8 protein-coding genes are annotated in these 6,635 nt (G+C 72.5%); 2 read left to right on the top strand and 6 right to left on the bottom strand.

Features of this window, described 5'->3' with window-relative positions; translation table 11 throughout:
• From ACRDP3_RS22335 to ACRDP3_RS22310, 6 genes are all read right to left on the bottom strand, one after another.
• A partial coding sequence (locus ACRDP3_RS22335) for an NAD kinase (protein ID WP_431518777.1) occupies nucleotides 1-808 on the bottom strand: 808 nt, incomplete at its 3' end.
• Nucleotides 805-1,611, bottom strand: a complete 807-nt coding sequence (locus tag ACRDP3_RS22330) for a TlyA family RNA methyltransferase (RefSeq protein WP_431518776.1) — start codon at nucleotides 1,609-1,611, stop codon at nucleotides 805-807. The genes ACRDP3_RS22330 and ACRDP3_RS22335, both read right to left, overlap by 4 nt.
• A 3-nt stretch (nucleotides 1,612-1,614) precedes the next feature.
• Nucleotides 1,615-2,016 (bottom strand): hypothetical protein, encoded by a 402-nt coding sequence (locus tag ACRDP3_RS22325; RefSeq protein WP_431518775.1) that lies wholly within the window; start codon nucleotides 2,014-2,016, stop codon nucleotides 1,615-1,617.
• Between the two features lie 10 nt (nucleotides 2,017-2,026).
• Nucleotides 2,027-2,935, bottom strand: a complete 909-nt coding sequence (locus ACRDP3_RS22320; protein WP_431518774.1) for an ABC transporter ATP-binding protein — start codon at nucleotides 2,933-2,935, stop codon at nucleotides 2,027-2,029.
• Between the two features lie 20 nt (nucleotides 2,936-2,955).
• Complete coding sequence (locus tag ACRDP3_RS22315) at nucleotides 2,956-3,987, bottom strand: FecCD family ABC transporter permease (protein WP_431518773.1); 1,032 nt, start codon at nucleotides 3,985-3,987, stop codon at nucleotides 2,956-2,958.
• Entirely contained in the window at nucleotides 3,984-5,087 is a 1,104-nt protein-coding gene (locus tag ACRDP3_RS22310) for a FecCD family ABC transporter permease (RefSeq protein WP_431518772.1), read from the bottom strand. Before ACRDP3_RS22310 ends, ACRDP3_RS22315 begins: the two co-directional genes overlap by 4 nt.
• Before the next feature lie 134 nt (nucleotides 5,088-5,221).
• Here ACRDP3_RS22310 and ACRDP3_RS22305 point away from each other — a divergent pair, with 134 nt between their 5' ends.
• Nucleotides 5,222-6,250: an ABC transporter substrate-binding protein gene (locus ACRDP3_RS22305; RefSeq protein ID WP_431518771.1), complete on the top strand. Its 1,029-nt coding sequence runs from the start codon at nucleotides 5,222-5,224 to the stop codon at nucleotides 6,248-6,250.
• Between the two features lie 46 nt (nucleotides 6,251-6,296).
• Nucleotides 6,297-6,635, top strand: a 339-nt coding sequence (locus ACRDP3_RS22300; RefSeq protein ID WP_431518770.1) for a siderophore-interacting protein, incomplete at its 3' end; no start/stop codon positions are given.

Raw genomic sequence — 6,635 nt, 5'->3', positions numbered from 1 at the left:
GCACGGATCCTCTGCGAACCTCCACGCGCGCGCCCGCGGGGAGTTCGACGCTGCGTCTCCCGTCGCACCACATCACGCCGTTCGGCGTCTGCGGCTGCACCTCCACGGCGAGCACCGAATCGGGGGCGGTCACCAGCGGTTTGGCGAACAGCGCGTGCGCACTGATCGGCACCATCAGCAGCGCCTCCACCTCCGGCCAGACGACGGGTCCGCCGGCCGAGAAGGCGTAGGCCGTCGAGCCCGTGGGTGTGGCACAGACGACTCCGTCGCCGCCGAAGCGCGAGACGGGCCGGTTGTCGACCTCTGTGACGACCTCCAGCATCCGTTCACGGGACGCCTTTTCCACGGATGCCTCGTTGATGGCCCAGTCGCGGTGCACGATCCGCCCGTCGTTGCGTACGAGCACGTCGAGCGTCATACGTTCCTCGACCTCGTAGCCGCGGGTGACCACCCGCTGGACGACCTCGTCCAGGTCGTCCCGCTCGGCCTCGGCGAGGAACCCGACCCGTCCGAGATTCACGCCCAGCATCGGCACACCCGAGGCCCGCGCGAACTCAGCACCGCGCAGCAGCGTTCCGTCACCGCCGAGCACCACGATCAGCTCGCAGCCCTCGACCGCCTTCTCGTTGGCGGGCACCTTGTGCACCGGCTCGGGCAGCGGCAGGTCCGTCGCTTCGGCCTCCAGCACCCGCACCCCGATCTCCTTGCGCAGCAGCCCCTGTACGAGCAGTTCGGCGCTGCGCAGGGCGGCAGGGCGGCCGGTGTGGGCGAGCAGGAAGACGGTCCGTCCGCTTCCGGGTGTCGTCATTTGGGGCCCTCCGCCACTGCTCGCTCGACATCGGCCGGGTCGAGTTCGGGTGCCCCGGCGCGCAGCCACAGAAAGTACTCGACATTACCGGACGGTCCGGGCAGCGGACTCGCGGTCACGCCCAGCGCGCCGAGCCCGAGAGCGGCGGCCTGCGCGGCGACCGTACGGACCGCGCCGGAGCGCAGTTCGGTGCTGCGCACCACGCCGCCGCTGCCGAGCCGTTCCCTGCCGACCTCGAACTGCGGCTTGACCATGAGCACGAGGTCGGCGTCGGGTGCGGCGCACCGCAGAAGGGCGGGCAGCACGAGTCCCAGCGGGATGAAGGACAGGTCGCCCACGATGAGGTCGGCCGGCGCTCCGTCCATGTCCGCCAGGGTCAGTTCGCGCACGTTCGTACGGTCCTTGACGGTGACGCGGTCGTCGCTGCGCAGGGACCAGGCGAGCTGCCCGTAGCCGACGTCGACGGCGACGACGTGTCCGGCTCCGGCGCGCAGCAGCACATCGGTGAAGCCGCCCGTCGACGCCCCGGCGTCCAGGGCACGGCGTCCCTCGGTGCGCAGTCCCCGGGGCCCGAAGGCCGCCAGCGCGCCCGCGAGTTTATGGCCGCCGCGGGAGACGTACTCCGGTGCGTCCTCGTCCGGGCGGACCACGACCGCCGCGCTGGTCTCCACCTGGGTGGCGGGCTTGGCGGCGACGTTCCCGCCGACGGTCACCCGGCCCGCGGCGATCAGCTGACTCGCGTGCTCGCGCGAACGGGCCAGCTTGCGGCGCACCAGCTCCGCGTCGAGTCGGCGTCGGTGCACGTGTCAGCTCCGGGTGTACGGATGTCCCGGCACGGGAGGGCCGGGAGCGGGACGGTCGAGCGCCGTCAGCGTGTCACGGAGCCCACGGTGCACATCCTCGTACACCTCCAGATGACCCGAGACCGCGAGGTGGTCGGCGTCCTCCAGCCGCCTCAGCTGGCTGTCCACCGGGGCATGCCCCGTCTCGGCGACGCGCAGCCCCAGCGGCCGCGGCCCGTCGTCCTCCGGCTGCTCCGGCTGCTCCGGCCCGTCCGGCTCCCCCGGCCGCGCCCCCTCCGCCGCCGGTCCGGCGCCCGCCTCCCGCGGTTCCCGCTCCGGACCGGGCGGCACAACGGCGGGCACATGGGCCGAAAGGGGGTCCTCGTCCTGCTGCGCCGGCGCTGCGTCCGGCATGGGCTCGCTCATGCCCCAGACGCTACCGCTTCCGCCCGGCGCCGCGGAGACGCTCCCGGGCCGCCGGTATCACCAGCGGGGTGCCCGTCTCCGGGTCGTCGATCACCCGGCACGGCATGCCGAAGACCTCCTCCACCAGCTCGGCGGTGACGATGTCACCGGGGGTGCCCTCCGCCACCACCCTGCCGTCGCGCATCACCAGGAGCCGGGTGGCGTAGCGCGCCGCGTGGTTGAGGTCGTGCAGTACGGCCACCAGCGTGCGTCCCTGCTCCTCATGGAGTCGTGCGCACAGGTCCAGCACCTCGATCTGATGGGCGATGTCGAGGTACGTCGTCGGCTCGTCCAGCAGCAGCAGCGGCGTCTGCTGTGCCAGCGCCATCGCGATCCACACGCGCTGCCGCTGTCCGCCCGACAGTTCGTCGACGAAGCGGTCGGCCAGGTCGCTCACCCCGGTCGCCGTCATCGACTCCCCGACGACCCGCTCGTCCTCCCGCGACCACTGCCGCAGCAGACTCTGGTGCGGGTAGCGGCCGCGGGCGACCAGGTCGGCGACGGTGATGCCGTCCGGAGCGACGGGTGACTGCGGCAGCAGCCCCAGCGTCCGCGCCAGCTGCTTCGCCGGTATGCCGCTGATGTCGGCGCCGTCCAGCATGACCGACCCGGCGGCGGGCCTGAGCATCCGGGACAGCGCCCGCAGCAGGGTGGACTTGCCGCACGCGTTGGGCCCGACCACCACCGTGAAGGAGTTGTCGGGTACGGCGACGCTCAGCCCCTCGGTGATGATCCGCCGGTCGTAGGCGAGGGTCAGGTTCTCGCCGCCGAGCCGGGCCGCGGGGGGCCGCGGCGGGTGTCCCGCCGGCTCCGGCGGCTGTGTCCGCGGCTCCGGTGGCTGTGTCCCCGGCTGCGGCGTCTGTCGCGTCGGCTGCGTCATCCCGGTCGTCGTCCTCACCCTCATATCCGTCCCGCCCTGCGTTCCGTCGCCAGCAGCCACACCAGATAGCCGCCGCCCAGCACACCCGTGACGACTCCCACCGGCAGCTCGTGCCCGGCGACGACCCGTTGCGCCGCGAGGTCGGCGGCGACCAGCAGCGCCGCACCCATGCACATCGAGGGCAGCAGGTTGGGGCCGGGCGCCCTGGTCAGCCGGCGCGCCAGCTGCGGTGCCGTGAGCGCCACGAAGGCCACCGGCCCGGCCGCGGCGGCCGCGAGGGCCACCAGCAGCACGGCGGCGCCCAGCAGCACCAGCCGCACGCGCTCCACCCGCACCCCCAGCGCGTACGCCGCGTCGTCACCCATCTCCATCATGCGCAGCCCGCGCGCACACCCGAGCAGCACCACCGGCACGAGCACCGCCATCGCGCCCAGCAGCGGTCCTGTGTCCTCCCAGCCGCGCCCGCCGAGGCTGCCGGTCATCCACAGCACCGCGCGCCCCGCCTCGGTGATCTGCGCCTTGGTCAGCAGGTAGCCGTTGACGCCGGTGAGGATCGCGGCGACGCCGACGCCGACCAGGATCAGCCGGTAGCCGTGCATGCCCCGGCGCCAGGCCAGCCCGTACACCAGGAATCCGGTGCCGACCCCGCCCAGCAGCGCACCGCCCGCGAGCGCCGCGCTGCCGCCGCCGACGAGCACGATCGCGATCAGCGCCCCGGTCGCGGCACCGTGGGTGAAGCCGAGTACGTCGGGGCTGCCGAGCGGATTGCGCACCACCGCCTGGAAGACCGCGCCGCCCAGTGCCAGCGCAGCGCCGACGGCGAGGGCCGTGGCGGCGCGCGGCAGCCGCAGCTCGTTGACGATGAAGGCGTCCGCGGGCGCGCCCTGCCCGGCGAGCGTACGCAGCACGTCGCCCGGCGCTATCGGATACTCCCCGCTGCCGATGGCGAGGACGGCGAGGACGAGGGCGCCGGCCAGACACGCCGCTCCCGCGATCAGCGCGCGCGGCCGGAACGCGACGGAGCGGCCGCCCGGAGTACGGATGACGCTCATGCCGCCGCCACCTTCCGGCGCCGCACGTAGTAGAGGAAGAACGGCCCGCCCAGTACGACCGTCACGATGCCGACCTGCAGCTCGGCGGGGCGTCCCAGCACCCGCCCGAGCACGTCGGCGCCCACCATCAGCACCGGTGCCAGCAGGGCGCAGTAGGGCAGCATCCAGCGCAGGTCGGGTCCGGTCAGGGAGCGCACCATGTGCGGCACCATCAGCCCGACGAAGACGATCGGCCCGCACGCGGCGGTCGCGGCCCCGCACAGCAGGGTCACGGCGATGATGGCGAGGGCCCGGGTGAGGGTGGGCCGGGAGCCGAGAGCGCGGGCCGCGTCGTCGCCCAGGGCGAGCGCGTTGAGCGGCCGGGCGAGGGCCAGCGCGAGCAGGACACCGGCGAGAACGAACGGCAGGGCCATGAGGTTGACGTCGTCCTGCGCCCTGGCCAGCGAGCCGACGGTCCAGAAGCGCATCCGGTCCAGCGAGGCGGTGTCGAGCAACTGCACGGCGTTGACGTAGGAGATGAGCGCCGCGTTCAGCGCCGTGCCGGCCAGAGCGAGCCGTGCCGGAGTGGCGGCGCGGCCACCGCCCACCGCGTAGACCACCACCGAGACGGCGGCGGCGCCGAGGAACGCGAAACCGATGTACCCGGTGTAACCGGCCGCCCCGAAGAAGGAGATCGCGGAGACGACCGCCGCGGCGACGCCCGCGTTGATGCCCAACAGGCCCGGGTCCGCCAGGGGATTGCGGGTCAGCGCCTGCATCACCCCGCCGGCGAGCCCGAGAGCGGCACCCGCGAGCAGCCCCAGCACGGTGCGCGGCAGCCGCATCTCGTGCACGACCGTGTACGCCGGCGAACCGCCGTCGACGAGCCCGCTCCACGCCTCGCCCGGCGAAAGCTGCCGGGCACCGACCGCGAGGCTGAGGACGAGCACGAGCAGCAACAGGGCCAGGGCGCCCAGCAGTCCGGCCGCCCGCGAGGCGAACCGGCCACGGCCGGACCGGTCCCCCGCTCCGGCCTCGGGCTGCCCGGCGGGCCGTTCGGGATCCGCCGGCGGTTGGGCCGCCGAACCCCCTTGGACCTTCGGGGACTTGAGGAGAGTCACGTACCGGCTCCGGTCGGGCCTGTGGTGTTTCGGGCCCAGGCCACTGGACAACGACGACTTTGGTTAGGTTAACCTAAGTCAGCATTCCGGCCCACGGCCGCCCCCCGCACGACTCCGAGAAGCGAAGGTCTGTCATGCACCATTCGTCCGCGTTTTCCAGCCTCTCCCGCCGTGGTCTGCTGGCCGCAGGCGGCGCCGCCGGGCTCGGCACCCTGCTCGCCGGCTGCGGGAACGGCGGCGGCTCGAGCACCGATGACGGCAAGGGCAAGGCCTGGTCCTTCACGGACGACCGGAAGAAGAAGATCAGCCTCGACGCCGTACCGCAGCGCATCGTCGCCTACGTCGGGACGGCCGCGGCCCTGCACGACTTCGGCGCCGGCGACAAGATCGTCGGTGTCTTCGGTCCCACGAAGAAGAAGAACGGCGAACCGGACGTGCTGGCCGGGGATCTGAACGTGAAGAAGCTCGAGATCATCGGCAACGCGTTCGGCGAGTTCGACATCGAGAAGTACGCCAAGGTCCGCCCCGAGCTGCTGATCACGAACATGTACGTGCCCGACGCGCTGTGGTACGTACCGGAGGAGAGCAAGGCAAAGATCCTCAAGCTGGCCCCCGCGCTGGCGCTCAAGACCGCCGAAACGTCCATGCTGGACGCCGTCAAGCGGTTCGCCCAGCTCGCCGAATCGCTCGGCGCGGACCTGAAGGCGAAGAAGGTCACCGACGCCAAGGCACGCTTTGAGAAGGCCGCGGAGAAGCTGCGCACCACCGCCAAGGCGAGCGGTGGCGTGAAGGTCATGGCCGCCTCCGGCGCTGCGGACCTCCTGTACGTCTCCGACCCCAAGGCCAACGCCGATCTGCGGTACTTCAAGGAGCTCGGCGTCGATCTCGTCGTCCCGAAGAAGCTCAGCAAGCAGGGCTTCTTCGAGGAGCTGAGCTGGGAGAACGCCGACAAGTACAAGGCCGACGTGATCATGCTCGACAACCGCACCCAGGCGCTGCAGCCCAGCGCGCTGAAGTCCAAGCCGACCTGGTCGGAGCTGCCCGCGGTCAAGGCGGGACAGGTCACGACCTGGGACGCCGAGCCGCGCTTCTCCTACGCGGGCGCGGCCCCCCTCCTCGAGCAGCTCGCCAAGGCCATCGAGGACGCCAAGAAGGTCAGCTGAGCCTCACCCTGCCAGGACGCACGGACACCCGTCAGGAGCCCGCAGCATGAGTACCGCAGCCCCCGAAGCACCCGCCACCACGGCCCCGTTCCAGTTCTTCGACGTGCACGTCGTGCGGACCAGGCGGCTGGGCCCCACGATGCTCCGCATCACCTTCGGCGGCGGGGCGCTGCGGCACTTCACCTCGGGCGGCCGTGACCAGCGCTTCAAGCTGTTCCTGCCGCACCCGGGCCAGGACGCGCCGATCGTGCCGGTCGAGGCGGGCGAGGCGGGCGACGCGTGGTTCGCCCGCTGGCGGGCCATGGACCCGGACGTGCGCGGCATCATGCGCTCCTACACCGCGCGGGAGCAACGCCGCGTCCCCTGCGAAGAGCTGGACGTCGAC

It is taken from the genome of Streptomyces sp. (assembly GCF_050698815.1).
Lineage (GTDB): Bacteria > Actinomycetota > Actinomycetes > Streptomycetales > Streptomycetaceae > Streptomyces.
This window is presented reverse-complemented; position numbering and strand designations above follow the sequence as displayed.